Genomic DNA, 23755 nt, shown 5'->3' on the forward strand with positions numbered 1-23755 from the left:
AATACTACACAGAGAAGTAACATGAAAAACAGACTTCGCGTATTGGCAATGGCGGCTATCATTGCCTCTTCCCTTCCATCCTTTGCGCAGTCAGAGATTTACGAATGTTGGATCGATGTCGAAAATCACAGTGACGTTGCCGTAGAAGAGCTCCACATAAAGCCCATCCGCGCCAAGCGCTGGGGTCCGGATCTTCTGGGTTCGTCCTACTTGGATCCAGGCTCCGAGATCATGGTGGAGCGGCCGGGCGGCTTGTGCCGCTTCGATGTGCTGATTGAGTACGAAGATGGCCGCAAAAAGGTCATCCGGGATATCAATCTTTGCGAGGAGGACGCTCTTAAAGTCTGACCCGCAACGCAAATGGAAAGGTCAGCCTCGAGGCTGACCTCAGACCGCTGACAAACCCCGTCGAATTTCGGCGGGGTTTGTTTTACGTGATTGAAGTGCTTTGGGAAGGTTGCGTCAGGAGATTTTGACAGGTTGAATGCTTTTTGGCTTGGCACGCTACATGCGCGCTGTTCAGCAAACGCGCGACTGAGTGGTCCCACCGCCACGAGAGCCGCTGACTTACGCCACCTCCCAAGGCGTACCCGGCCCGGCAGCGAGCTCAGTTTCCTGCCGGCATACGTGTTCAGACTTACTCGCGTTCAGAACAGCAGCTCATTCTAAAGCTGTGGAACTTTAATGGGAGAAGCGAAATAGGGGGTCCAGAGGAGCACTTTACCAAGCATTCACGCCTTCTTCATTGAGCCGCGCGGCGATCTTCTTCGCCGCGATATCGAGGGGTCGGCGGAACGTCGAATAACGCCAGCCGAGGCGCTCGCGCAGGGACTGGCCTACCGCGGTAATCCCAAAAGGCTGGTGACGATGCAGATGCAGAAGCCAATTATTGTTCTGAGCATGCTGTCAGCAAATTTGATCTTACCCGCGTACTTTGTGAAAAAGAAAACTGCCAAAGTGCGAAGAAAAAGACGGTTATCGAAATGATTACTTCTGCCATTATGTAAGGACGAAAAACATCAATTTTTATATCTGATCCCTTAGGTGCAGCAAGTGCCACCTACACTCGCATCAAGTTGCTTGCTTCGTGTAAGTTCGACACGTATCTCAACAGTATCCTGTCAGCTTCTCCTGCTCGAACGACAAGAGATCTCAGAGTCGGTTTGGAAAATCACGGATGGGCGTTTCTGCGTAGCATGATGCCGCCCATGGCGACGAGGATCATGGCCTGCGAGACATCGATGCGCTGCTCGTAATCGCGCACGAGGCGTCGCCACCGGATCATCCATCCGAACGTCCGTTCGACGACCCAGCGACGCGGTAGAACCTTGAAGCCTTTCTGGTCGTCGGCGCGGCGGATGATCTCGACGATGAAGTCGAGATAGCAGGCCTTATCCATCAGCTTGAGCCGGTCATAGGCCCCGTCGGCGAAGAGATGCTTGACCCACGGCCAGCGTTTGCGGATGCCGTCGAGTTTCGCCTGCGCACCCGCGCTGTCGGAGATGTCAGCGGTGGTCAGGTTGACCATCAGGAGCCGTCCGTCCGTATCGACCGCAATATGGCGCTTGCGCCCGACGATCTTCTTCCCCGCGTCGGTCGCGCCATATATGGGAACGACTGTGACCCAAGGGGTCGCGAACCGGATGTGGATGTTTGCCAGGCAGGTATGCGTAGTCCGGGAAATTCTTTTCGCGAGGACGTGACATAGACCCAGCGATTATGAAAGCGCGTTGGCGGCAATTCCAGATGAAGTAATCGCTTGCGCCAGAGTGCCAGCGGTAAAGAAATATCTTGCGCTGCCCCGACAAAATGCGCTCATGGTGCCATTCCTCCATGGGCACGTGCGGCGGGAGGGCACCTCTAAAACGACCGATAGACCGAGGGAGGGCTCAACCCAATGAGCAGGGTGCCGCGCGCAGATGCGAGTCCAGCTTCGTCGGCGACATTTGCGCCGCTCGAGAATGCGACCTTTCGATCGATCTGGCTTGGCACCCAGGTCGCCAGCCTTGGCTGGCTAATTCAAACTGTCGCCATCAGTTGGCTGATGGCGACCATCTCGACTTCGGACGTTATGGTCGCCTTGGTTCAGGCTTCGACGACACTCCCCATATTCGTCCTGTCGATCATCGCCGGGGCCCTGGCGGACAATTACAGCCGCCGCAATCTCATGTTCGCTGGCTGGTGCATGATAGCGTTGTCCTCGGCGATGCTGACTGTTCTTGCGGCCCTCGGGATTTTCAATCCATGGATGGTTCTTGCCTTCAGCTGTTTGGCCGGAGCGGGCGCCGCTTTCACCGATCCTGCTTGGCACGCGTCGGTGGGCGATATCTTACGAAAACGCGAAGTCCCAGCCGCGGTCACGCTCATCTCGGTTGGATACAACGCCATTCGAAGCGTCGGCCCGGCGCTCGGTGGCATCGTCGTTGCCTCCTTTGGACCTCTGACAGCTTTCGCTGTGGCGACACTGACCTATGTAGCGCTGCTGTGGACCATAGGGCGCCGCAAATGGGATGTTCGCACCTCACCTCTCCCGCGCGAGCCTTTGACCACCGCCATCCATGACGGAGCGCGCTTCACGGCCCTGTCGGCGGAGATCAAGGCGGCAATCGCGCGTGGAGCGCTTTTTGGCCTGACCAGCATCTCCATACTCGCGCTGCTGCCTCTCGTTGCCCGCGATCAACTAGGGGGAGGACCAATCGTTTATGGTGTCCTGATGGCCGGCTTCGGGACGGGCGCCTTGTGCGTCGGCATTTGCAACAATGTCTTGAGGCGGTCGCTGTCCCAGGAGCGGCTGACAACACTGGCATGCATTGCCTGTGCGGCGTGCTGTCTATCTCTTGCTCTCACTACTTCAGTGGCGGTGGCGGCTATTGCGCTGGCGCTCGGCGGCGCGGGCTGGGTCGTCACCTGGACGGGGCTCGACGTGAGTGTCCAATTGGCAAGCCCAAGGTGGGTCGTCGGTCGCACGCTCTCGATCCACTATGCCCTCTCGTCTGGCGGTATCGCGGCCGGCAGCTGGCTGTGGGGCTCAGTGGCTGAGACCTATTCGCTTACCTTGTCCCTCGAGGTTTCCGCTGGAGCGCTGGTAATGGTCGCGGCCACCGGCTTCCTGATGCCTATCCGTCAATGGCAGGACTCTGATCAGGATCCTTTTGGCTTCGAAACGCCACAGCTCGCCCTCGACCTGAAGCCGAGAAGCGGGCCGATCGTCGTCAAGATCGAGTACTCAATACCGGAGGCAAACGTCGAAGCTTTCCTGGACCGGATGCAGGAACGACGGCGAGTGCAAAGCCGCGTCGGTGCTCGGCACTGGAACCTCCAGCGCGATCTTCAGGATCCTTTGCTTTGGACAGAAACCTTCCGCACGCCGACCTGGATGGACTATTTGCGGCTGAATCATCGCCTGACGACGGCGGACAAGGCGTTGGACCAACATCTGCTCGAATTGAACATGGCAAATCCGCCTCGTACCAAGCTTTCGATTGAACGACCGACCGTGGCAACCCAGAGGCGGGATCAATCGACGCGATTTTTCTTCCGGCTGTGATCGCCGGCTTTGGGTTGGTAGGGCTTGGGGGACAGCGAGATGACCGGTTTGGTGAGATTTGAGAGGCAAGTCGTGGTCCAGATTGGCCGCCACAGCCCAGAACGTGCCGTATTCGATGTCAATGATGCGGCCGCCATCTTGCTGCAGGTTTCTGGTCGTCAGACGGAGAAGCGCAGGGCAGCGATGGACGCCTGTTTGAAGGCTCTACGGGGTAAGGCTCATCCACCCGCCGCCCGAAGGGCCTTCGTCGCGGCCGCGCGCGAAGCAAATATCCTACGCGGCGATTAAAGGTCAAAAATTCGTATCGTTCATCAGTTCCTCCATTAGCCGAACGAGCGTTTAAGACGTCGAGCCCGCGTCGCCCGACGCTGACCGAAGCGGCGAGAAAATATGTAAAGAGCCGCTTTGGCTGACAAGAATGCACCGGTCTACGTCTTCAGCAACGCCCGCAAGCAGCGTAAAGTCTTCGCCCGAAATCAGGTGGTATCCGATCTCCAGGGTGAACGCGCCGCTGGCCGCCGGGCCTCAGGCTCTGCTGATCAAGGGCGGCGGCCACGCATCGGGACCTCGATCGACCGACATTCTGTTACTCCGCGATCAACAACCGATCCGCTTCGACACGCCGCGCCTCGCCGCATCGATGCGCGGGACGGGTTGCATGCTGGCCGGCGCGATTGCGGCGCACTTGGCGCACTTGCGGCCCCTTGAAGACAGCGTGCGCGAAGGCGAGCTGTTTGTGTTCGAGAAGCTCTTGAAGCATGCAGTCACATGACAGCGAGTGACGATCGGAAGAGTTGGACTAGCGACGACGCTTCTCCAACGAAAGCGAATTAAAGCGCTTTGCAAGAACTGGAAGGGCTGCAGTTTTCTTTTTTCGCGGTCCACTGAAAAGTCTTCAGCCTAAACATGACTATTGTGGTTCGCCTGTCGTATTTCCGAACGCCATTGCACGGTAAAGTGACCGAACCTCGTCGCTAGCATGGCACGGAAGGCCAGGAGGCCATCGTACAAGCTGAGGCACCACAAGATGGCGTAGACCGTCACGCTCTTCAAAAAAGAATATTCGGGGGATCGTCATCATTGATCCGGCTGCCGGGAGGCTCGGGCAGCTGAAAGAGGGCGATGGCTATGATATGGTCAAGGACGGGATGGCATGATTTGCGTCAAGCACCTGCACGGATCACTTCTCAAAAATGGCAGGCCGGTCCCGGCATCGAGACGCCGTCGCGAGATTTTCGAGGTGGCGGTAGCTTCGCGGTCTGTTGTCCGCAGGGCGAAGTCCGTAGCAGATGAGTGTGCGCTAAAAGGCATGGCCGCTTCCGCAAAGCGGAGGCGGCTACAAAAGCGCAATCGATGCGAATTTCGTGACGATCACCGTCGTGTCCTTCAGCATGATTTTGCGAAGGCCCACGGTCTCCCGCGCGTCGGGCGCCGTCAGACTGCTCGTCGGTAAGTCCAGAGCTGTGCGGGCGGGATGTTGCGGACGACGAAATCATAGTGAGACACGACGTAGCGGTCGGGCATTTTGATCACCGGCGACAAGGGTCCGTAGGTGATTTGAATCACCGGTCTGCCAGCCGGTATGCGGGCCAGCAGGTCCTCGAGCAGGCCAACACGCTGTTCCATTGGAAAGCTCAACATCGGCACCGCACTTATCACGCAGTCGAATTGCTCCCCGCGCCGTTCGGCCAGCACTTCTCCCAGCGCAAACGCATCGCCCAGTCGAAAATCCACGTCTGGAAAGGCCCGCGTCAGGCGCTGATAGAAATCCTTGGAATATTCGACCGAAATCAGCTGATGCGGCTTGATGCCTCTTTCCAGGATTGCCTTGGTGATGACGCCAGTTCCTGCGCCAAGTTCAAGCACCGGCAATCCGGATGCCGGATTGATGACGCTTGCCATACGACGCGCGGCATGAACGGACGTTGGCATGAGTGCGCCCACTCGTTTCTTGTCCTTCTGCCAGCCCTTGAAGAATTGCACTTCTTCTTCGAACTTCCTGCCGAGGCGCTCCTTCAATCGAAAGACCATATCCACTCCCTGCTACTGCTATTTGTCTGGGTCGTTCTGCCGAGGCGCCTTTGTACAAGCCTTGCGGCATTTTCAATCATGCGGCATTGGCTGCCGCGAGCAGCTCGCCTTTGCGCTGCAAGGGCAGAACTCCGAAATTATCGATAAGCCGCGTCCCGCCCAGCCAGGCGGCGACGATCAGGCGGGCCGGTCGATCCGCGGCGGAAAGCGGCGACAGGTCATGGTCTGCTCGTAGCTCGAGATACTCGACCTCGTCGTAACCGGCAGCGAGGATCAGTTGCCTGGCCTCGCCAAGCACAAGCTCGGCTGGCAATCCCGCCGACAATCGCCCAGCCGAAGCCGAGAGGACTTCGGCGAGCCTTGGCGCTGCCAAGCGCTGTGCGGCCGAGAGCCTGACATTGCGCGACGACATCGCCAGGCCGTCGGCTTCACGTACCGTTGGACATGCTACAATCTCGATGGGAATGTCGAGATCGCGCACGAGCCGGCGAACGACGTGCAACTGCTGGAAATCCTTCTCGCCGAAGAAGGCGAGATCAGCACGCGTCTGTAAAAAGAGCTTGGCGACGACGGTTGCCACGCCGTCGAAATGGCCCGGACGAAACGCGCCGCATAGCCCCCTGCTCACCCCACTCACCGAGATCGTAGTGGCGAAACCTTCCGGATACACGTCCGCTGCATTTGGCGCGTAGAGCAGATGAGCGCCGAGCGGCGCAAGCTTGGCGGCATCGTCATGCTCAGTGCGCGGGTAGGCCACGAGATCGGCCGCGCTGTTGAACTGTTTCGGGTTGACGAACAGCGTCACGATAACCCGGTCGGCCTTGGCGAGCGCGGCACGCACCAGGCTCAGATGGCCTTCATGCAGGGCACCCATGGTCGGCACGACAGCGACGTTCAGCCCATTCTGACGCCATCCGGCCACAGCCATGCGCAACTCGGCGACGGTTCGTGCGATCGGAATGCTCATGCGCCTTCTCCACAATTGACCGTCCTTGGCGCATCGCCGAACAGATGCTCGGCCGCTGGAAAGCGGCGGTCGCCCACGTCCTGCGCATAGGCGGCGATCGCCGCCTCGGCGATCTCACCGAGTTCGGCATAGCGCTTGACGAATTTGGGCCGGAAGTCGCTGAAGATGCCCAACATGTCGTCGACGACGAGGATCTGTCCGTCACAGGCCGCCGAGGCGCCGATACCGATGGTCGGGATCGCTACCTCTGCGGTGATACGGCGGGCGAGTGCCTCGGGCACCTTCTCCAGCACCACCGCGAAGGCCCCTGCCCCGGTAACGGCATGGGCGTCGTGCCGGATGCGCTCGGCATCGTCGCCTCTTCCCTGCACGCGGTATCCACCGAGGGTGTTAACCGCCTGCGGCGTCAAACCGACATGGCCCATCACCGGGACGCCGCGTGCAGCTAGGAAGCGGATCGTCTCGGCCATTGCCTCGCCACCTTCGAGCTTTACCGCCGCGCAGCCGGTTTGCGCCATGACACGAGCAGCATTGCGGAACGCCTGCTCTGGGCTTTCCTCGTAGGAACCGAACGGCATGTCGACGACCATCAGCGCCTGCTCCAGGCCACGGCGCACGGCCTGAGCGTGCATGATCATCATCTCCAGCGTCACGCCCAGCGTCGACGGCAAGCCGTGGAGCACCACGCCGACGCTGTCGCCAACGAGAACAATGTCACAATGCCGATCAACGAGCTTTGCGATCGGCGTGGTATAGGCCGTCAGGCAGACGAGCGGCGTTCCGCCCTTCCGCGAACGAATATCCGGCGGTGTGATCGGCCTGGTGTTAGCAACCGCACTCAACAAGGACTCCTTCCCCAACGTTACCAACCATGGGTGCCGCGTTTGGCACATTTTTGTGCAGGTGCGAAGAGTTAAATTCGCGATGCGCGTGGTGTTGACGGGCCACGGTCATCGTCAGAATCAATCAAATCGGTTCAAGCTGCTTCAGCAGCGCACCTGCCAACCGGCCCAAGGATCATGGCCATCAGGCAAAGCCAACCAGGAAGGCAGATCGGGAGGCAAGGCGAACGACGTCAAAGCGGTCCTGATCGCCGTCGTGGTCGCCCTGACGAATGGTGACCCAGGCATGCTTACCATCGGGCAGGCTAATGCTTCGCCATACAAGCGCGCTGGAGCCTGAGGGACTCATTGCTCAGTGCCCGATAAAGCGCTGCAGACGCAGGTTCCAGCGCGTTGGCTGCGGTCGGCAGGCAGAGGGACGACCGACGAGCGGACGTTCATCGAATGGCGAGTCATTTTGACGACGCCAAAGGCGACGATTGGCGCCCCATCGGTTCGAACCCGTGGCAGCAGACCCGTATTCGAGACTGCCTTTTTATGCGACTATCGAAGCACCAAGCATAGGACTGAAAACGTCTTTGCTCTCCGATCCAGACGTCAGCCTCGCGCCGAGGGACGGCGATCAGAATCTCGGCGTTGAAGGTCTACCGCATTCGGGACGGGAGAGCTCCAAAGGAACGGCACCACTCTGTGAAGACGGCACTGAAGCACCACGCCGGACAACGGCGTGGTTCCCTCGGTCACCGGGCTGCTTTGCCGTCGCAGAGCTGCCCGATCTCGATAATTATTATACGGCGGGCTTCATGGTCGCTCCCTCCGGTACGACACCATCGAAGGCAAAGCGCCACAGAGCGATCAGCAACTTGCGACCGAGGGCGACCACTATGACCTTGCGGACGCGGCGGCCAGTAGAGCCGGTGCGTTCCCGGAACCAGGCGACCTGGGCAGCACCAGGCTGGTAGCGTTGCCAGAGCCAGGCCAGCTCCACCATCACCGTTCGAAGCCGCCGGTTCCCGGCCTTTCCGATCCCTTGCTCGCGTTCCACCCCACCACTGTTGTAAGGCGTCGCAGTAAGACCTGCATAAGATCCGAGCGCTTTGGCATTAGCGAAGCGACGGACGAAGGCCTCGCGGACCAATATTGTGGCACTCTGCACCCCTATACCGCGCAGACTGCACAGCTGCTGGATCATCCGACTGGCATCATCCGAAGCGGGCACCTCCGCTACCGCATCGCGGTCGTGTTCCAGCGTGGCGATCTGATCAAGAACGAGCTCCAGCCGGCTCAGTAACCGTTCGATCTTGGCGAGGGCGTGAGGTGGCATTGGGTCACCCAGACCGGTACGAAGGTCGGCCAGACGCCGCCGGCGGTTTTTCAGGAGCGGGTTGTAATCCTCGACGCCGAGCGTCGCGAGGACAGCACCGATCCGGTTGGCAAGGCTGACACGTTCGGACACGAGCTCTGTTCGTTCGCGGACAGAGCGCCGTGCATCCTCATCGGCTTCGTCAGGGATCGGTACCATGGAGCAGACGCGCGGTTCGCCGCGAAGCCACGCCAACAGCGTACGCAGGAGTAACTCGGCGTCGATCCCGTCCGACTTTGCGCGACGCATGCGACGATCGACGGGCACGCTGGAAGGCTGGATGACATGGACCTCCACGCCTTTGGCAATCAGCCATCTGGCAAGCCAGAACCCGGACCATCCAGCTTCGTAGGTCGCAACCACCCGATCTACCGGGTGGCCGGCAGCAGCAGCACGAGCATGATAGCCATGGATTGCGGACTGAAGAGCAAGCTTATCTGGCTCAATGGCACGCTTCGCCTTGGTCTGCGGCAGGCCGGGCACCTGGGCGGCCAAAACCCAGTTTTTGTTGCTTAGTTCGATAGCCAGCACGAGCGTACGATCGTATTGGACAACTTCTGCGCCGTTGAATGATTGCGACATGATCAGGCCTCCAGAGTTTGAAATGGCGCAGTCTAATCTGCCTGCGCCGCAAATCATGGGATCTGTAGGTGCGGCGCTTCACATATGCTGCTGGCCATAATGCCATTCGCGCGGCTGAGGTCCCGATCGAAAGCTCGCACTCGAAGGTGCACGGCCCAATTGGGGTTCTCCTGATCGGGCGGTATCAACCGGCTTTTTGCATTAGCTCACCCCAAGACCCGCCCACGGGTCAGCTTCCTGCGGGCGACATGGCGTTCGTGCGTCCCGCTTTCGAAGTACCGCTCCATTGCGAGACGCCCAACGCTCCAGGCCCTCAAGGTCTCGCAGAAAGCGCTACGCACCGGCGAACTCGTGGATCGTCAAAGCCGCCAGGTCATCCGCAAAGCGATCGGTGGCTATCACGAGCTCGACGACGATCAGGGATGGCTTGAGCTCGGCCACGTTGACAAGCAACTGCGGTAGTTGCGCACCCAGCTTGAGCGAGGCCTCAGAGACAAGATCATCCAACGGGTCGACGGCTACCTCGACGTCCAGGACGGAGCGCTTGCCCGCTATCTCGAGAAGCTTCGCCAGCAATGCGTCGATGACCTCAGCGGATAAGGTTCAACAGCACCTGCTGGACCTCGATCCTAATGCAATAAAAGCCAAGGATCGCGCCGGAAGACGTGCTGCGGCTTTCAACCTCCCCATTGCACATGACATGGTTGCAGTGGCAGTAGCCGACACCGGCGCCGGTTTAGCGCCGGAGGGACGCGACCGCCTGTTCCCACCCTTCGTGACCACCAAATCCACCGGCATGGAGATTGGTCTGTCGATCTGTCGGCGAATGGTCGAGTTCGAGGGGGCAGTTGTGGGCCGAGCACAACGCAGGAGGCGGGACAGCAACGCTGCAAAAAGCCGCGCCCGCTTGATTAGCATCAAGGACGAGCTGGAGAGCTAATCTATTCTTGTGGGCTGCTTGGCGCATAATGCGAACCGCTGCAAAGGTATCTGCATGAGTAATATCAATCGGAACATGATTGCCGTTGTGGACGATGACGAGGACGCTCGGAAGGCGCTCAACTTTCTTCTCGATGCGCTCGGGCGGTCTGCGGAAGGCTTCTCTTCAGGCGCGGACCTCCTCAACGCTGAGCTGGAGAATTTTGACCATATTATCCTAGATCAGCATATGCCCAGGATGACCGGCTTGCAGCTAATGAGCATCCTCCGCTCGTCGCAAATCAATACTCCGGTCATGTTGATGAGCGGCAATCTGACCGACGAGGTGGTCGCGGCGGCCGAAGCCCTTGGCGCCAAAGTCACCGAGAAGCCACTGAGTCTGGAGGTCCTTGCCGCGTTCCTTGACAAGGAAGAAATGTAAGTTGCGCTAGCGAACAGTACGGCCCCTGGCAAGGGCAAGCAGCCGAGCGGATCGAGGCGGCCGGCGAGAAGGAGAACGAGCAGGCTGCTCCCACGGAACGTCTGGCAAAGACTGTCAAGCGTCGGGCCAACCGGGTACACTGCCGTCGCATCTTCCTCGTGTCGAGATGGTTGTCGTGTTGCCTCACGTAATTTTGTTACCTGCTGCCTCACCAAGAATGTTACCCGCTCGCCAGACGTGTGGAATCTGAAGCGAGGTATGGCGCTGGGCCGCTGACCTTGCCGATGAGCCGCTGCACGGCTTGTTGTCGCCACGCCCTTAGTTCGGTCAGCTCGGCCTTGGAGGCATGGGCCTCAGATTCCTAACCTTCCCGTATTTGAAATACGCTAAAGTTAGAAATCATTGCCGTTTCAAGCCTGCCGTGTTACTTTCCCGTATGTGAGATACGCGAAAGTTAGAAAATGCCCCTGCACCTAGTTGGAGAGAACATCGACAAAACCCGCAGCCACTATCAGGCTGAGACGGGCAAACTCGTCCAGCTGATGCGCGGCATCTACGTCAATGCCGGGGAGGATATCGAGGCGACGGCACTCAAGCATGCCGTCCGCATCGCAAAATATCTCTACCCCAACGCCTACCTGTCAGCGGCGAGCGCTGTCCTTCTCGGGCCAACCCGCGACGGCCGCCTGTTCCTAAGCGGGCGGCGGATACAGCGCACGCCCATCCGCTTGCTCGAAATCATCCAGAACGCGGCTCCCGATCATCCATCTGTGGCCGCGGCGATTGTTGATGACGGCATGGGAGAATTCCGGATCGACGTTTCCTCAATGCGCCAACGCTTCCTCGAAGCCTTCCGTCTGCGCAGCGAGCACGCGGCATCCATCGACGAAACGATGCGCGAGACAATCGCGAACCGCCTCATCGAAGAGTACGACAGCGCCCAGGGTGCGGCCGATGCCATATGGTCACTTGCCCGCGAAAATAAGTGGTATCGCGAAGGTGAGCATGCCGAGCGCTTCCTGCTCCGGCGTCCCGCGCCAGCGGAAGCAGCGCGCAACGAGGCCGCACTTGATTTGATTGTCGCATGGCACGGCGCGCCCCTGGGCAACCTAACTCATGACGGTTTTGAATGGCGCTGGAATCCCAACGATCAGGACGGCCCGCCGCTCGTCCGCCAGACAACGCCGGGTAAACTCCCGCCCTTCATTTTGTCGCTGCTGCCCGAAGGCTGGCTTGAGTCAGTCTTGAACGACCGCGACGAGCGCGCGATGCTGCGCTCGGGCAAGCGCTACATGTCGAACATCACGATCGTTGATCGCGCGAACGATCTCGCCGCCCTGCCGCCTGACATACTGCTGACCCGGCTCAGTGGCTTCACTAAGAACTCTCTATTCACTGGCCAGTATGCCGGGCCGGGCCGCGGCGACCTGGAGCAAAGCTTCGAACGCAATCTCGCACAGATATTCGAGCGCACCGATACACCCCGCTTGTCGGGTGTCCAGATCAAAGCGCCAATGTTCCTCGATGCGGATGGCACCTTGTCGCCCAGCACCGGCAAACCCTTCACCCATATCCTCAAACCTGCTGGCACGAGCGGATTTGCGGCTCTGCCGGTTATTGAATGGCAGTCGCTCGCGTTGGGCCGCCGATCCGGTTTCACAACGGCCCCGACCGCACTCGTTCCCATGCCTGACGGGATGCCGCCCGCGCTCGTGGTTGAGCGGTTCGACATCAGGACGAGCCTTGATGACAAGCATCTTCTTGCGCTTGAGGATTTCTGTTCCGTGCTGGGTGTGCCCACCGAAGCAAAATACGACGGCACGATGGAGCGCATCGCGCGGGCTCTGAGACCTCTATCAACCGCCCCGGAAGAGGATGTTCTGCTTGTGCTGAAGCGATCCCTGTTCGCCTGGCTGATCGCCGATGGCGACATGCATCTTAAGAACATGGCGCTCCTCAAGATCGCAGAGCCGGGCAGCGCGCAATTCAGCTCGGTTCGTATGGCACCGCTCTACGATGCTGCCACGACCCGCGTGTTTCCACGTCTCGAAAGAGACCGGATGGCGCTCAAACTGAACGGCAAGGACGATCGTCTGCGCCGCGCCGACTTCATGACTTTCGCCAGCACTGCAGGCCTCAAGGCTGCCGAAGCAGACAACGCAATTGACGATCTTGTCGCCGCTCTTTCGCACGCACTCGATCACCTAGAATTGCCATCGCCTCTATCAGACGGGTCTCAAGGCGCGAAGATGGCGGAGCAAATGCGCACGATTGTCCGCGAACGTATCGAAGGGTTTGCGTAGATGATCGATCTCACCGACGCGCCGGTCTCTGCCCTCCTTGAACTGCACGGCGATTTGTTGGCAGAGCTGCGGCGTCGTAAGATCGTGCGCAGTGCCAACAATCCAACCGGCGACTACGGAGAGCTCCTATTCTCCAGAGCCTTCGGGTGGACCCTCAACAGCAATTCTTCCGCCGATGCTGACGCCATCGATACCGAGGGGGTGCGCGATCAGATAAAGTGCCGCAAGCTTGAAACACAGGGCGGTTCCCGTCAGCTCGGATTTATCCGCCGACTCCCCGACAGACCTTTTGACCGGCTCGCGGCTGTCCTGCTCGATGGCAAGTTCCGTGTCACCAGGGCAGCCATCATCCGTACTAAGTCGTCGAACCGCGCGCGACGTACGTCGATAGCGTCAAAGGCTGGAGGTTCATGCTGCGCGACACTGTCTGGGACATACCCGGCGTCATGGATGTTACGCCCGAATTGCGAGCGGCGGAGCAGGCGATCTGATGGCTGGCAGCGGCGCGACCCGTCCTACTGATCGCGTCCGAAATCGCTTTGCGCAAGGAACCCAAGGGATGCGTAGTCCGACATAGGGGCGGCCACGCAGTTCCTCGCGGATGTCATCGATGATCAGATCGAGATTGCAGCTCTTGCTGACGATGCGCGCAAGAGCCTCACGCGAAACGGGTTCGCTGGCGGCAAAAATGGTCGCCTCGACGCGATGCATCCACTCGCGCCAGCGAACCTCCGCCGGCAGATGATCCAACTCGCGGTCGACCAGCATTCGCTGGACATCTCGTTTTTCTCGTGTGCGTCGTGTCGGTTCCACCATTCGATCACAATCCGTAGATGCGGAAGGTCGGGCGGCCCGACAGTTCGCGCACGGCGCCAAACTCGAGCAGCCGGTCGAACAGCCGGCGCAACCCGCGATCGCTCATGCCGGTCTTGTTGTATCACCGCGCGAGGCGACGACGGCGTCATCGCCGAGAAGCGTCTCGATCACCGCGTCCGCACCTTTTGCCTGCAATTTTGGCGCAACAGTCAGCAGATGGTCGGCGCGGCGGCCGAGCTCGGCGGCAAGATCCACCGCCTGCAGCGCCGCCCCCGCATATGCGGCAAAAATGGGTTGGCGCGATGCCGGCTGCGCTTGCCGTTGGTCCGCTGGCGACAACCGATCGCCGGCTGTCGGCGGTGGCGGGTAGGCGCTCGAGCGTCGCGATGACATCGGCGGCCACGCCGACCGCGTTCGCGTGTGCGCCAGCAAGCCTTTGATTTCATCGCCGAGACGCCCTGCCGTGTCCTCATGGAGGAAACTCCCCAGATCCGCGCCTATCTCGCCCAGCGCCGCTTCGCCAACCAAAGTCGCGACCGGACGCGAGGCCAGCCTGCGCTAGATCAGCAGCATGCGGCCGGCGGGCCCGAATTTATCGCCGGGGCGGGTGACCAGCAGTGCGTCGCGCAACGCCGCTGCGTCTTCCATCCGGCCGGCGCGTTTTGCCGCTTCCGCCGCCGCGGCGGCGGCAAAAGCGGCATCTTCAAGCGATTGCGGAGCGGCCGCCGCGGCGCGCAGCCAGGCCGGCACCGGAGCGACGCAACCGGGCCCGAGCTCGCGGTGACAAGCGGGCGATGGCGGATCAATTTCGGGCGGAGAATCATCGCCGAGAGCATGAATCGGCGCGGCGCTTGTGGCAGCGTACTTTAGGAGAAACCGCCGCGCCTGTCGTGCAACTGTTACGAACGATAATCTTGTTATCGGACGTATGGCGCTAGCCTGCCAAATCATGGAAGATTCCCCATGGAAACCCGCCAAAATCGACCTCTCGCCCGCCGACCATCCAGATGGCGATCTGCCCGATATCGTCGATCTGGTGCTGGCAATGGGGGCCCCATCCACCACCCCATGGGCGCCGGCGAATCTCGAAGCGCTCGTCGAGACGGCAACAGGCTACGCCAGGGTCGCCAGCTCCGAAAACACCCAAACCGCCTACGCCAAGGATTAGCGGCATTTTTCAGCCTGGTGCCGGCGCAACGGTTTCGAGCCCCTGCCCCCAGAGGTACAAACAATCGGCCTCTATATCAGCGCCTGTGCAGGCAGCGCCGCCGATGAGGCCCACCGGGGCTTGCTACCCCTTTCGGTCGCCACAATTGAACGCCACCTGTCCGGCCACGCCTGGAACTTTACCCAGCGCGGTTTTGCGCTCGATCGATCCGATCGGCATATCGCCATGGTGCTTGCCGGCATTCGCAGAAAACACGCAAAGCCACCGCGGCAGAAAGAAGCCGTGCTCGGCGACGATCTCCTGGCGATGATCGCGACGCTCGGCCATAATTTGCGCGGCCTGCGCGACCGCGCTATTTTGCTCCTGGGCTTCGCCGGCGGCCCGCGCCGCTCCGAAATCGTCGGCCTCGACGTCGTGCGAGACGACAAGAGTGACGGCGCCGGCTGGATCGAGATTTTTCCGGACAAGGGCGTGCTGGTGACGCTGCGTGGGAAGACCGGCTGGCGCGAGGTCGAGGTGGGCAGCGGCTCCAGCGATTTGTCTTGCCCCGTGGTGGCGCTGGAGACCTGGATCAGGCTGGGCCGCATTGCGCGAGGCCCGCTTTTCCGCCGCATCTTCAAGGACAACGAGACCGTCGACGTCGAGCGGTTGTCCAACAAGCAATCGCCCGCCTGGTCAAGCAAACGGCGCTCGCCGGTGGCGTCCGCGCCGATCTTCCGGAAGCGGAGCGCGCTGTTGTTCGCCGGACACTCGCTGCGAGCAGGTCTCGCCTCTTCGGCTGAGATCGAGAAGCGCTACGTGCGGAAGTAACTCGGCCACGCCTCGGCCGAGATGACCCGCAAATATCAGCGCCGGCGTGAGCGGTTCCGCACCAACCTCACCAAGGCTTCCGGGCTTTGAACGGCCCCCTAGGGCGAGATTTCTACTTAGCGTTTCAGTTGACATCGGGAGTTAAGGGCGACAGCGGCCTCGCTAATCTCCCCGAGACGCGGAGCCTACGCCTGGTCGGAGCAAGGTTTGCCCGTTCCAGCAAGAAGGTCTCACCCAACGTTCTGTGGCGAAGCCCGAAAGTTTGGCATCCGTTCGGAGATGTCGATCCCGATCTTCGACGGGTCCGGAAGGCGTGCCCTCTTTACCTTCCCGTCCCGTGAGCGGAAACCCGACCCCGCGATGGTAGCGGACGGGTATTCCGTTCTGACACTTGGTGCCTTCATCGATGGCTACCTACAGAGCCGCAGCGACGACGGGTTGATATGCGCAGCCCCCTCCCACTGACGAGCTATCAGCTGGAATGCCTCGCATGGCTCCTGCAGGGCAAGACCAACGGCGATATCGCAGCACTTGGCAATGTCAGAAGACGGGCGGTCGAGTTCCAACTGCCGAACATCCGTCGGAAGCTCAACGTCATGACTACCTACCAGGCCCTCGACATCGCGATAAAGCACAATTGGATCTAAGCTCGATTGCAGACCGCGGTGGCTTCTCGGGAAGTGTGAGCTAGAAGACAGACGTTCTGGTGATAGGTGCCTATGCCACCGAATCATGGAAACATTCGTCATTTGGAGACAAAATGGTCAAGGCTACCAGCTGGCGCGACCAAGGATTGCCAATCTTGATTGATTGTCGCCGAAAAGCACTGGACCAGCTCTCTCTCTCTGAGGCGCCCTGGGTAGGCATAGCCTCCGTCTTATCGTCTCACCGGGAGGGCCACAACATTTCCCTCGCCTGGCAGATCAAAAGCCATTGCCAGCAAGCGTGTCGTAGCCATCTCGACGATCAACTCTTCAATGGACCGATCGGGCAAACCAGTCTTGACCCGCTGGCGAACCAGCACGGTGAGTTGATAGACCGGAACCGGAACCAAAGGAGGATGATCATCGAGCAATTGACTAATCTCGATTACAAGGTCGGCATCGATATTCTTTGGCAATTCTCGCATAGGCGATCCTTGATCAAATAAGGTGAACATCGACACGCGAGCAGTCTGAAGGTGATTTATACATGCGACCGCCACGATCTGCGCCACCTGCCCCCTTTTAGTCCCAGCTATTGAACGCCAAGCCTTCGTCGCTTGCTTAAACTACCCGCCCCAACGCCCCTCCGAAGAATGCGTCAGGCTGGCAGGCGAGTCCAGAATCGAGATGGAGGAAAGTGGCTAGGACTTTGCTTTCCGTATCCTTCCGATGGTCGGCCGCTGAAGCGGAGGCAGTCGCATGAAGATGGAGGTGAACCCGAAGAAATCCGTCGCTCGACGGTAATCTTGTCCCTTGCCGGGACGAGCAGCGGCAAACCCGCCAGGAGCTATGCAGCCCTTCCATCGGAGCGGACTGCGTTGCTGACATTGGGAGCCGCAGCGTCCGATGCCATGCTGTGGCGAGCACTGTTCGACCACGAAGAGAACGCTGAAACCGGCAGGAGGCAGGTCATTCGTCCAAGGGCCAGTAGGAATTTTATCTGGCGATCGACGTGTTGCTAGAACGATCCGCGAATGAAGGGCGTGAGCGGCTATTTGGGTTCTGTGGACACTTCAGCACCGTAAGCTGTCCGCCGAGGAGCTGCGTGAAGGTCACCCTGCCGACCTGGTCGCGCTGCACCTCGATCCAGACGCTGTGCACGTTCCGGACATCGGCAAGGCTAGAGAACGGTTGACCCCGGGCCCGCAATTAGAGAACGCTCCTGCGGCTGTCCCGTTCACCGCCACGACGGGGGCGAATTTCCTCCATCCCCCGCGCGAAGGTTGTCCAACGTTGGTGACGCGCGCTGGATTGCGGTTTATACGCCCTCTATCCTTTGGGCGCCGAGGAAGGGATTATCAAGCACACGAATGCGAGACACTCATGCACCCGCACGACGCCACCGACATCCGCTATCGACACGGCTGCTTGATTTCTCGAACAAGATAATGGGGGCCGACAGTTGCTCCATCCACGCCGCCCCGCGACTTGCTTGGAGCCAATCGGCCCAATTGAGCTTGGACCTTCGACCATTGCTCACCTGCCTCCCCTTCGACGGGCGGCCCTTGCCTCTGTCTCACATGGCCAGATTGTCCCTCCCCGGTCTCGCCGGCGGGAACCAAACGCACTGCCCTGCGCAGCCGGCATCTGCAATCTTTGGCTGCTGACGACCGTGATTTACTGCCGTAAAAACTGATCCTTATGGCAGAGAAAACATACATTTAGATGGGAGAGCGGAAACCTCCTAGTTTCGGCTAATGGGTACGGATTATGTTATACCAGCGTCAACCGGCAGCAAAGGGGCCGACCCGCATCGTTAACATTCTCTTAACCTAAAACTTCTTGCGGGGGTTGGCCGAATCGGAGCTTAATGGCGGTTGTTGAATAGTTTCATCGCAAAAAGCGCCAATTCAGGTTCCGACGAGAATGAACATCGCCATGCGGCTACCACGCTTTGAGTTCGATGACAAAATTCTCGAGCAGGGTGCCGAGATATCGCGACGCCTCAACCAGCTACGCATGGAGAAGTTCCCACCTAACGCGACGAAGACGCTACGCTCTTTTTCGATGGCTGAGGTGGCCCACTATCTTGGTGTGTCGCAAAACAATTTGAAGCGCCTTCATCTTGAGGGCAAAGGGCCGCTGCCCGATCAAGTCCCCTCCGGCCGGCGATCTTACACGGCCGAGCAAATGCTTGAGCTGCGCCATTTCCTTGACCGCCACGGCCGGACCGAGGTGAAAAAGTACGTCCCCCACCGCAAGCCCGGCGACAAGCTCCAGGTGGTTGCTGTCGTCAACTTCAAGGGCGGAAGCGGCAAGACAACGACCGCCGCCCACCTCGCCCAGCACCTGGCGCTGACCGGTCACCGTGTCCTTGCAATCGATCTCGACCCGCAAGCCTCGCTCTCCGCGCTCCATGGCTTTCAGCCGGAACTCGATCGCAACCTCTCTCTGTATGAGGCGATCCGCTACGATGATGAGCGCAAGCCGATCTCCGAGGTGATCGTGCCGACGAATTTCCCTGGCCTGGATATCATTCCGGCCAATCTTGAGCTGCAGGAGTATGAGTACGACACGCCGCTCGCCATGCAGGACAAATCGTCCAATGCCGGCCGCCAGTTTTTCACCAGGATCGCAAAGGCGCTGTCAGAAGTAGACAGCCGTTATGACGTCGTCGTTGTCGATTGCCCGCCGCAGCTTGGCTATCTCACCTTGACGGCGATGTCGGCGGCGACATCCGTTCTCATCACCGTTCACCCGCAGATGCTCGACTTGATGTCGATGAGCCAGTTTCTGCTGATGCTCGGCGGCATCTTGAAGACCATCAAAGCGGCCGGCGCATCGATACAGCTGGATTGGTTTCGCTATCTGATCACGCGCTACGAACCGACAGACATTCCGCAGGCGCAGATGGTCGGCTTCATGCAATCGATGCTTGCTGGCCAGATCCTCGAAAATCCCATGCTCAAGTCGACGGCGATTTCGGACGCGGGCCTGACGAAACAGACGCTCTACGAGGTGGAGAAATCGTCTTTTACCCGTTCAACCTACGACCGGGCACTCGAATCGCTGGACGCGGTGAACTCGGAGATCGCGACATTAGTCCATCGCGCATGGGGACGGTCATGACGGCTTTTACGGCAGTAAAAAATGACAAGTTTGCTCGTGAAATCAGTCGACTAACCGAGAATGGGAGCGATTGAATGGCGCGCAAGGACATATTCGGCAGTGTTATGGGCCCAGCGACTGGAGTCGCGAATAACCAGGATGTATCGGGGTATGCCGTTCGCGGCGCATCACGGTCGATTATACAGTCGTTCGAGGAGCTCTCGAAGAGTTCTGTCGTCGATCTCGATCCGGCATTGGTCGACACGTCATTCGTCTCTGACCGCATGGCCGGTGACGATGAGGCCTTTCAGGAGTTGCTGGTGGCGATTCGTGACCGAGGACAGGATTCCCCTGTACTGGTCAGACCTCATCCGGAGATTGCCGGTCGGTTTCAGACCGTCTTTGGCCATAGGCGCGTCAGGGTCGCCCGCCAACTGGGCAGGCCTGTCCGTGCTGTCGTCAAGAAGATGGGCGATGAGGACCATGTCATCGCCCAGGGTCAAGAGAATGCTGCCAGGTCTGATTTGTCCTTCATCGAGCGGACGCTTTTCGCGGAGCGCATTCTCAAGCGGGGCCATTCGCCGGATACGGTGAAGTCGGCTCTTGCACTCGATGATACGACCTTCTCGAAGATGCGCTCCGTTACCAGCAGCATTCCTGAGCAGGTCATTCTGGCAGTCGGCGCCGCCAAGGGCATTGGCCGGGATCGCTGGTGGCAACTTGCCAAACTGTTGGAGCATCCTGGGGCTGCAGCCAGGGCGACAGAGTATGTGGAAAGCGCCGATTTTGCCCAACCGGGGAGTGATGGCCGTTTCGCCCATCTCTTCGACTATCTGAGTGGCCCGGTGAAACGCCCGCCGGCGCCATCAAAGTCTCAGCAAAAGTCGTGGATCCCCCGGGACAAATCGGTCCGGGCCAACATCACCGACACTGGAAAAGTGTTTACGCTTGCCTTGAAATCCAAGGAAGCATCACCCTTCGGCGCATTCATTGCCGGCAAGCTCGACGAGCTTTTCGAGGCTTTTCGGGAATCGGAAATTGCGAAGAAAGCAGGAGACTAAAACCGCAAAAGAAAAAGGCCCCCGAACGTCACCGTCGCGGAAGCCCTTCTCATGTCTCTAGCAAGCTGAGAATCGCACTTCCCCGAATCACTGTCAAGAGTCGTGGCGCCGTTTCGGCGAGCAGAGTTCTTTTGCCTGATTGAAAGGTGAGGGAAATGAAGAGTGGGTACGCGACGACGCCCTTCGGGCGGCGGCCGATGACGCTTGCCCTGGTGCAAGCGAATACGGCATCGCGGGAGATCCCGAAAGGATCTCTCGTCGAGAAGTGGCAGGTCTATCGTTGGCTCTGTGAGGGAAAGTCGGCTCTCGGCGTGGGAGACCGCGCGCTGGCGGTGCTGAGCGGCCTGTTGACGTTCTACCCAGACGACCAGATCAGCGAGGAAAACGGCCTGATGGTCTTTCCGTCGAACGCTCAGCTGTCGTTGCGCGCACACGGCATGGCCGATTCCACATTGCGCAGGAACTTGGCGGAGCTGGTCAATTGCGGTCTGATCATCCGCCGCGATAGCCCCAATGGCAAAAGGTTCGCTCGCAAGGGGCAGGGCGGGGCTGTCGTGGAAGCGTTCGGGTTCTCGTTGGCGCCCCTTTTGACACGGGCCGCGGAGTTTCAGCTGGCGGCCGAGCAGGTCCGCGCCGACTCTAGGGCGCTGAAATTGATGCGTGAGCGGGTCACGCTCCATCGCCGTGACATCCATAAGCTTGTCGAGGCTGCGATCGAGGAGGCCGTTCCTGGCGACTGGGGAGCCATCTGGAGGCGTTTCCGAACCATCGTGGGGGCCATTCCCCGCCGAGCCGGCCTATCTGACCTGGAGGGCTTCGTTGCGGAGCTGACCGCATTGCACGATGAAGTGGACAGGATGCTGGAAAGCTTCACAAAGTCCAAGAATCCTAGCGGCAATGAGTCCCAAAATGAGCGGCAGCAATCTGATTCAAACACAGACTCCACTTTTGTATTTGAACCGGCTTTCGAAAAAAGCAGGGCGGCGGTCGAGCCAACATCTGTTTCGGCCGAGAAACCGAAAGGCTACCCGATAGGACTTGTGCTGAGAGCGTGCCCCGAAATTGCGGACTATGCCGTCAACGGGATCGGAAATTGGCGCGACTTGATGATGACCGCTGCCCAGGTGCGGGGGTACCTTGGCGTTTCGCCCTCAGCGTATGAGGAGGCCTGCCATGTGATGGGCCAGGAAGTTGCCGCGATCGTGATCGCCTGCATCCTGCAAAGAGCGCAACATATCAACTCGGCAGGCGGCTATCTGCGGGTGCTGACCGAAAAGGCGAGGGGAGGGCAGTTTTCTGTCGGACCGATGCTCATGGCGGCGCTGAAGGCCAACGGCTCGATAGCAAGGATGACCGGATAGTATGGGGGTCATCCACGATTGTGCATATGTCGTGGGCATCGACACGTCGTTTAATCATGTCGATAGAATACCAATTTGTCGACATGTGGCCGAACTGCTTCTGTACATAGCGGGGCGGAGCGCGGGGGATCTGCTATTGCTACAGTGACGATGCCCCGCTTTATGCCCTTTTGGCCGACGGCAAGAACGAAAAGACGGATTTGAAGCCGGAAGAGGCTAAGGCGGTTGCAGCATTTGCAAAGGCGATCAAGGCTGCAAACAGGAGCAGGACATGAGCGAGATGACGAAATTCGGTGCGGATCTGATCCAGGCCATGTCTGAAGCATTGGCTCATGCGCAGGGCAAGAATGTTCCCGGCGTTCGCGTGAGCGCTGTGGATGTCGGCACAGTTGATGCGAAGGCAATCCGCAAGCAGCTTGACCTCACTCAGGATGAAATGGCGACTGTGCACGGTACAAGTCCTTCCGGCTACAAAAAATGGGAGCAAGGAAAGCGGCAACCCAGTGGTGCTGCTCGAACCTTGCGTCGGATCATGGAGAAAGAGCCCGAAGCCGTCTTGCGGGCTCTGTCAATCGACAAGTCTGCCGAGGAAATTCAAACCGCCGCGGCGCCTCACTGAAAATTGGGCAGGGGAGGGGTTTTATCGCCGTTTACAGTCCTGATGCCTTGGTGAGATTAACACGAAAACGGTCGCGCCGGCGCTGATAGCGGCGGGTCATTTCGGTGGAGGCATGGCCGAGTTGTTTCTGCACATAGCGCTCATCGACCTCGGCCGAGGAGGCAAGGCCGGCGCGCAGCGAATGCCCCGAGAATTTTGCCCCACGCTCCCCTTCGGCCAGGTCGCCGCGAACACCGGCAGCCAGTGCAGCGCGCTTGACCAGCCGCGCGACCTCCTGGGGGTTGAGGCGCTCGGCGCCAACGGCCTTGCCTTGACCGGTGACGCGCCGAAACAAAGGGCCATGGCCAATCCGCGCCAGTTTCAGCCAGGTCTGCAGAGCGACTACCGGACATGTGGCATCCGCGGAACCGCGGCCGATTTCCACCTCGCGCCAGCCAGTTTTGCCGCGTATGTTGACCAAAATTCCTTTGTCCAAAATCTCGACCCAACCCGAAGACTCCTCGGTCTGATCGCGCGAAAAGTCCAGGCCGACGATTTCCGAGCGCCGCAGCCCGCCGGCGAAGCCCAGAAGCAGCATGGCGCGGTCGCGCAGGCCGCGCAGCGCGCCGCGGTCAAGGGTCTCGAGCATGGCGATCAGGTCTTCCGGCAGAATGGCTTCTTTCTGCCGGGGCGGGGAGGCGTGGCTGTTGCGAATGCCGGCCAGCACGGTGGCGATATGCCGGTCCTTTCTGTCCAGCGGCTGGCCACGCTGAGAAAAATTCCAGGTCAGCGAAGAGAGACGTCGCTCGATTGTCGAAACGGCGTTCGGCCTCTTATCGCCCGTTACCTTACCGGACGCGCAGGCCGTAATGTAAAGGCCGACGAGCTGCGGATCGGGCGGCAACACATCGAGATGCTGGCGGCGCGCCCAGGCGCAAAAATGCTTCCAGTCGGCGGCGTAGGCGCGCCGGGTGTTGGCTGAGCTTGCCGCCTCGACGTAATCGCGAGCGCGCTCGGCGAGCGCGTCGAGATGTGCCGGCAGGCGGGGATTGGCGACGGCCGGAAGGGGTGGGGAGGGGGCTTCGGTTGACGGTTCCTCCGGTGCGCGTCCCATCTCCATGACCACATCGATGATGTCGGGAAGATCGCTCTCTTCGGAAGTAGCTGCTGAAACTTGACCTTCGTCAGCCATCC

At 59.8% G+C, this 23755-nt stretch carries 20 protein-coding genes and 4 pseudogenes; 14 read left to right on the forward strand and 10 right to left on the reverse strand.

Annotated elements, in window-relative coordinates:
- Positions 1–21: 21 nt before the first annotated feature.
- Positions 22–348, forward strand: coding sequence for a hypothetical protein (locus tag ACZYHG_RS33015; protein ID WP_464615224.1), 327 nt, complete (start codon positions 22–24; stop codon positions 346–348).
- An 823-nt stretch (positions 349–1171) separates the two neighbouring features.
- On the opposite strand, the pseudogene ACZYHG_RS33020 reads toward ACZYHG_RS33015, so the two are convergent.
- Positions 1172–1594 (reverse strand): annotated as a pseudogene (locus ACZYHG_RS33020) (IS5 family transposase); the annotation flags it as partial.
- 303 nt (positions 1595–1897) lie between these two features.
- Here ACZYHG_RS33020 and ACZYHG_RS33025 point away from each other — a divergent pair.
- From ACZYHG_RS33025 to ACZYHG_RS33035, 3 genes are all read left to right on the forward strand, one after another.
- On the forward strand, positions 1898–3547 hold the full coding sequence (locus ACZYHG_RS33025; RefSeq protein ID WP_258599844.1) for an MFS transporter: 1650 nt from the start codon (positions 1898–1900) through the stop codon (positions 3545–3547).
- A gap of 39 nt (positions 3548–3586) precedes the next feature.
- On the forward strand, positions 3587–3835 hold the full coding sequence (locus ACZYHG_RS33030; RefSeq protein ID WP_183455314.1) for a DUF982 domain-containing protein: 249 nt from the start codon (positions 3587–3589) through the stop codon (positions 3833–3835).
- A gap of 211 nt (positions 3836–4046) precedes the next feature.
- Positions 4047–4319, forward strand: a complete 273-nt coding sequence (locus ACZYHG_RS33035) for a bifunctional hydroxymethylpyrimidine kinase/phosphomethylpyrimidine kinase (RefSeq protein WP_464615225.1) — start codon at positions 4047–4049, stop codon at positions 4317–4319.
- 662 nt (positions 4320–4981) lie between these two features.
- Here ACZYHG_RS33035 and pmtA read toward each other — a convergent pair.
- From pmtA to ACZYHG_RS33060, 5 genes are all read right to left on the reverse strand, one after another.
- Entirely contained in the window at positions 4982–5578 is a 597-nt protein-coding gene (gene pmtA / locus ACZYHG_RS33040) for a phospholipid N-methyltransferase PmtA (RefSeq protein ID WP_464615226.1), read from the reverse strand.
- Between the two features lie 76 nt (positions 5579–5654).
- Positions 5655–6545: a pantoate--beta-alanine ligase gene (panC, locus tag ACZYHG_RS33045; RefSeq protein WP_464615227.1), complete on the reverse strand. Its 891-nt coding sequence runs from the start codon at positions 6543–6545 to the stop codon at positions 5655–5657.
- Positions 6542–7387 (reverse strand): 3-methyl-2-oxobutanoate hydroxymethyltransferase, encoded by an 846-nt coding sequence (panB, locus tag ACZYHG_RS33050; RefSeq protein WP_464615228.1) that lies wholly within the window; start codon positions 7385–7387, stop codon positions 6542–6544. The genes panC and panB overlap by 4 nt, the downstream gene beginning before the upstream one ends.
- A gap of 787 nt (positions 7388–8174) precedes the next feature.
- Positions 8175–9332: an IS110 family RNA-guided transposase gene (locus ACZYHG_RS33055; RefSeq protein WP_258581072.1), complete on the reverse strand. Its 1158-nt coding sequence runs from the start codon at positions 9330–9332 to the stop codon at positions 8175–8177.
- A gap of 333 nt (positions 9333–9665) precedes the next feature.
- Positions 9666–9908, reverse strand: a complete 243-nt coding sequence (locus tag ACZYHG_RS33060) for a hypothetical protein (RefSeq protein WP_464615229.1) — start codon at positions 9906–9908, stop codon at positions 9666–9668.
- 7 nt (positions 9909–9915) lie between these two features.
- Between ACZYHG_RS33060 and ACZYHG_RS33065 the strand changes: the two genes are divergently transcribed.
- The 3 genes from ACZYHG_RS33065 to ACZYHG_RS33075 all read left to right on the forward strand — a co-directional run bounded on the left by ACZYHG_RS33065 (position 9916) and on the right by ACZYHG_RS33075 (position 12995).
- Positions 9916–10272, forward strand: coding sequence for an ATP-binding protein (locus ACZYHG_RS33065; protein WP_464615230.1), 357 nt, complete (start codon positions 9916–9918; stop codon positions 10270–10272).
- A gap of 54 nt (positions 10273–10326) precedes the next feature.
- Positions 10327–10692, forward strand: a complete 366-nt coding sequence (locus ACZYHG_RS33070) for a response regulator (RefSeq protein ID WP_258581075.1) — start codon at positions 10327–10329, stop codon at positions 10690–10692.
- 461 nt (positions 10693–11153) lie between these two features.
- On the forward strand, positions 11154–12995 hold the full coding sequence (locus ACZYHG_RS33075) for a type II toxin-antitoxin system HipA family toxin (protein ID WP_464615231.1): 1842 nt from the start codon (positions 11154–11156) through the stop codon (positions 12993–12995).
- 573 nt (positions 12996–13568) lie between these two features.
- Here ACZYHG_RS33075 and ACZYHG_RS33080 read toward each other — a convergent pair.
- Together ACZYHG_RS33080 and ACZYHG_RS33085 are read right to left on the reverse strand one after the other, a co-directional pair.
- Positions 13569–13811, reverse strand: a pseudogene (locus ACZYHG_RS33080) (SMC-Scp complex subunit ScpB); the annotation flags it as partial.
- A 4-nt stretch (positions 13812–13815) separates the two neighbouring features.
- Positions 13816–14492, reverse strand: a pseudogene (locus ACZYHG_RS33085) (DUF1403 family protein); the annotation flags it as partial.
- Between the two features lie 268 nt (positions 14493–14760).
- On the opposite strand from ACZYHG_RS33085, the pseudogene ACZYHG_RS33090 reads away from it, so the two are divergent.
- From ACZYHG_RS33090 to ACZYHG_RS33100, 3 genes and pseudogenes are all read left to right on the forward strand, one after another.
- Positions 14761–15879, forward strand: a pseudogene (locus ACZYHG_RS33090) (tyrosine-type recombinase/integrase).
- A 75-nt stretch (positions 15880–15954) separates the two neighbouring features.
- Entirely contained in the window at positions 15955–16254 is a 300-nt protein-coding gene (locus ACZYHG_RS33095) for an autoinducer binding domain-containing protein (protein WP_464615348.1), read from the forward strand.
- Entirely contained in the window at positions 16233–16436 is a 204-nt protein-coding gene (locus tag ACZYHG_RS33100; protein ID WP_258581082.1) for a helix-turn-helix domain-containing protein, read from the forward strand. Before ACZYHG_RS33095 ends, ACZYHG_RS33100 begins: the two co-directional genes overlap by 22 nt.
- Before the next feature lie 230 nt (positions 16437–16666).
- On the opposite strand, the gene ACZYHG_RS33105 is transcribed toward ACZYHG_RS33100, so the two are convergent.
- Positions 16667–17005, reverse strand: a complete 339-nt coding sequence (locus ACZYHG_RS33105) for a hypothetical protein (RefSeq protein ID WP_464615232.1) — start codon at positions 17003–17005, stop codon at positions 16667–16669.
- Positions 17006–18359: 1354 nt separating this feature from the next.
- Here ACZYHG_RS33105 and repA point away from each other — a divergent pair.
- The 4 genes from repA (at position 18360) to ACZYHG_RS33125 (ending at position 22582) form a co-directional block, all read left to right on the forward strand.
- Positions 18360–19562: a plasmid partitioning protein RepA gene (gene repA / locus ACZYHG_RS33110; RefSeq protein ID WP_258581083.1), complete on the forward strand. Its 1203-nt coding sequence runs from the start codon at positions 18360–18362 to the stop codon at positions 19560–19562.
- A 74-nt stretch (positions 19563–19636) separates the two neighbouring features.
- On the forward strand, positions 19637–20602 hold the full coding sequence (gene repB / locus ACZYHG_RS33115; RefSeq protein WP_464615233.1) for a plasmid partitioning protein RepB: 966 nt from the start codon (positions 19637–19639) through the stop codon (positions 20600–20602).
- 155 nt (positions 20603–20757) lie between these two features.
- Positions 20758–21963: a plasmid replication protein RepC gene (gene repC, locus ACZYHG_RS33120; RefSeq protein ID WP_464615234.1), complete on the forward strand. Its 1206-nt coding sequence runs from the start codon at positions 20758–20760 to the stop codon at positions 21961–21963.
- 271 nt (positions 21964–22234) lie between these two features.
- Positions 22235–22582: a helix-turn-helix domain-containing protein gene (locus ACZYHG_RS33125; protein ID WP_258581086.1), complete on the forward strand. Its 348-nt coding sequence runs from the start codon at positions 22235–22237 to the stop codon at positions 22580–22582.
- Positions 22583–22613: 31 nt separating this feature from the next.
- On the opposite strand, the gene ACZYHG_RS33130 is transcribed toward ACZYHG_RS33125, so the two are convergent.
- Positions 22614–23753, reverse strand: coding sequence for a site-specific integrase (locus ACZYHG_RS33130; protein WP_464615235.1), 1140 nt, complete (start codon positions 23751–23753; stop codon positions 22614–22616).
- Between the last annotated feature and the right edge of the window lie 2 nt (positions 23754–23755).

The sequence above is a fragment of the Mesorhizobium subarcticum genome (assembly GCF_055456085.1).

Bases quoted from the DNA above. Each gene is read 5' to 3' on its own strand.
- pmtA (WP_464615226.1), bottom strand. From the start codon at position 5,578: ATGGTCTTTCGATTGAAGGAGCGCCTCGGCAGGAAGTTCGAAGAAGAA.
- panC (WP_464615227.1), bottom strand. From the start codon at position 6,545: ATGAGCATTCCGATCGCACGAACCGTCGCCGAGTTGCGCATGGCTGTG.
- ACZYHG_RS33100 (WP_258581082.1), top strand. From the start codon at position 16,233: ATGCGCAGCCCCCTCCCACTGACGAGCTATCAGCTGGAATGCCTCGCA.
- ACZYHG_RS33025 (WP_258599844.1), top strand. From the start codon at position 1,898: ATGAGCAGGGTGCCGCGCGCAGATGCGAGTCCAGCTTCGTCGGCGACA.
- ACZYHG_RS33130 (WP_464615235.1), bottom strand. From the start codon at position 23,753: ATGGCTGACGAAGGTCAAGTTTCAGCAGCTACTTCCGAAGAGAGCGAT.
- repB (WP_464615233.1), top strand. From the start codon at position 19,637: ATGGCGCGCAAGGACATATTCGGCAGTGTTATGGGCCCAGCGACTGGA.
- ACZYHG_RS33065 (WP_464615230.1), top strand. From the start codon at position 9,916: ATGACCTCAGCGGATAAGGTTCAACAGCACCTGCTGGACCTCGATCCT.
- repC (WP_464615234.1), top strand. From the start codon at position 20,758: ATGAAGAGTGGGTACGCGACGACGCCCTTCGGGCGGCGGCCGATGACG.
- ACZYHG_RS33030 (WP_183455314.1), top strand. From the start codon at position 3,587: ATGACCGGTTTGGTGAGATTTGAGAGGCAAGTCGTGGTCCAGATTGGC.
- repA (WP_258581083.1), top strand. From the start codon at position 18,360: ATGAACATCGCCATGCGGCTACCACGCTTTGAGTTCGATGACAAAATT.
- ACZYHG_RS33070 (WP_258581075.1), top strand. From the start codon at position 10,327: ATGAGTAATATCAATCGGAACATGATTGCCGTTGTGGACGATGACGAG.
- ACZYHG_RS33055 (WP_258581072.1), bottom strand. From the start codon at position 9,332: ATGTCGCAATCATTCAACGGCGCAGAAGTTGTCCAATACGATCGTACG.
- ACZYHG_RS33075 (WP_464615231.1), top strand. From the start codon at position 11,154: ATGCCCCTGCACCTAGTTGGAGAGAACATCGACAAAACCCGCAGCCAC.
- ACZYHG_RS33125 (WP_258581086.1), top strand. From the start codon at position 22,235: ATGAGCGAGATGACGAAATTCGGTGCGGATCTGATCCAGGCCATGTCT.
- ACZYHG_RS33015 (WP_464615224.1), top strand. From the start codon at position 22: ATGAAAAACAGACTTCGCGTATTGGCAATGGCGGCTATCATTGCCTCT.